The organism is Microbacterium sp. CPCC 204701 (genome assembly GCF_004010105.1).
Lineage (GTDB): Bacteria > Actinomycetota > Actinomycetes > Actinomycetales > Microbacteriaceae > Microbacterium.
The window spans coordinates 1-2,374 of sequence record NZ_RRYE01000430.1; the positions used below are offsets into that span (position 1 = coordinate 1).

Here is a 2,374-nt window from a genome sequence, read left to right on the forward strand (position 1 = left end):
CGACCAACAACGTGCACTACGCCGTGCCGCAGCGGCAGCTGCTGGCCGCCGCGGTGGCCGCGGTGCGCGCGAACCGCGGCCTCGACGAGCTCGACGGCTGGCTTCCTGCGCACGCGGGGGCCCACCTGCGCTCGGGGGCCGAGATGGCCGAGCGGTTCGTGAGATTCCCGGATGCCGTGGCCCGCACCGTGACGCTCGCCGACGAGCTCGCGTTCCCGCTGCGGCGCGCGAAGCCCGCGCTTCCGAAGCAGAAGGTGCCCGAGGGACACACGCCGATGTCGTGGCTGCGCACGCTCGTGTGGGACGCGGTTCCTCGCAAATACCTCGATCTCCGGCCGGAGGACCGCGAGCGCATCGAGCGCGAGCTCGCCGTGATCGAGATGAAGGACTTCCCTGGCTACTTCCTGATCGTCCACGGCATCGTGCAGGAGGCCCGGCGCCGAGGCATCCTGTGTCAAGGTCGAGGCTCCGCCGCCAACAGCGCCGTCTGCTATCTGCTCGACATCACCGCGGTCGACGCGATCTTCTACAACCTGCCGTTCGAGAGGTTCCTGTCGTCGCTGCGCGACGAAGAGCCCGACATCGACGTCGACTTCGACTCGGATCGCCGCGAAGAGATCATCCAGTGGGTCTACCAGAAGTACGGGCGCGACCGCGCGGCGCAGGTGGCGAATGTCATCCAGTACCGGCCGAAGAACGCGATCCGCGACATGGCGCGGGCGCTCGGGCATTCTCCTGGCCAGCAGGACGCGTGGTCGAAGCAGGTGGAGGGCTGGGGAGCGCTCATCGAGACGGGGGCGGGGCACGACATCCCCGACCAGGTGATCGAGTTCGCGGGCGAGCTGCTGAAGGCGCCGCGTCATCTCGGCATCCACTCCGGCGGCATAGTGCTCACCGACCGGCCGGTGGGCGAGGTCGTGCCGATCGAGCACGCGCGCATGGAGAACCGCACGGTGATCCAGTGGGACAAGGACGACGCCGCGTGGATGGGCCTGGTGAAGTTCGACCTGCTGGGTCTCGGGATGCTCGCCGCGCTGCAGTACTGCTTCGACATGATCCGCGCCTCGACGGGCGAGGACTGGGAGCTGTCGACGATCCCGAAGGAGGAGAAGGCGGTCTACGACATGCTGTGCCGCGCGGATGCGATCGGCGTGTTCCAGGTCGAATCTCGCGCGCAGATGGGGCTGCTGCCGCGCCTGCAGCCCCGCGAGTTCTACGACCTCGCGATCGAGATCGCGCTCATCCGCCCCGGGCCGATCCAGGGCGGCGCGGTGCATCCGTTCGTGCGGCGCAAGATGGGACTCGATCCGACGACCTATCCCCACGACAAGCTGAAGCCCGTGCTCGAGCGCACGCTCGGCATCCCGGTGTTCCAGGAGCAGCTCATGCAGATGGGCATGGTCATCGGAGGCCTGACAGGCGAGGACGCCGACCTGCTGCGCCGAGCCATGGGCTCGAAGCGGGGGATCGAGCGGATCGACTCCCTGAGAGAGAAGCTGTACAGGGGCATGGCCGAGAACGGCCTGGTGGGGGATGCCGCGGACGCGATCTACGCCAAGATCCAGGCATTCGCGAACTTCGGGTTCGCCGAGTCGCACTCGCTGTCGTTCGCGCTGCTGGTGTATGCGAGCTCGTGGATCAAGCTGCACTATCCGGCGGCGTTCCTCGCGGGGCTGCTGCGGGCGCAGCCGATGGGCTTCTACTCGCCCGCATCCCTCGTCTCGGACGCGCGACGGCACGGCGTCGACGTGCGCCGTCCCGACCTGCACGCGTCGGGGGTCGAGGCGCTGCTCGAACCGGTCGACGACGATTCGCCCGTCCTGCTACGAGATCAGGTGATCTCACCGGCACAGGACGAATCAGCCGCCAATCGTCCTACCTCCGTGAAATCACCTGATCTCGTCGCAGGGCCGACCGGGATGGATGCCTGCACCAGGCGCCACCAGCCTCCGGTGGGGAAGTTCGACATCGACGAGCCAGACGAGACCGCCGCCCACCGCCGGGACGGACGCTTCGCGGTACGACTGGGGCTGGCGGGGGTCAAGGGGATCGGCGCGAAGGTGGCGGAGCGCATCGTCGCGGCACGCGAGGCCGAGGGGCCGTTCCGCGACCTGCGCGACCTGGTGCGTCGCACGAGCGTCACCGCCGCGCAGCTCGAGGCGCTCGCGACCGCGGGCGCGTTCGAGTGCCTGGGGCTCAGCCGTCGCGAGGCGATCTGGCTCGCGGGTGCGGCGGCGCAGGACCGGCCCGAGTTCCTGCCCCACTCGCTCATCGCGGTGCAGCCGCCGCTGTTCACCGATCCGAGCAGCTACGACATCCTCGCGGCCGACCTGTGGGCGACCGGCGTCTCGATCGACGATCATCCGATGACCCA

1 protein-coding gene is annotated in these 2,374 nt (G+C 69.0%); it reads left to right on the top strand.

Annotated features, from left to right (window positions below):
* On the top strand, positions 1-2,374 hold a 2,374-nt coding region (locus tag EIO58_RS16390; RefSeq protein ID WP_127820378.1), incomplete at both ends, for an error-prone DNA polymerase.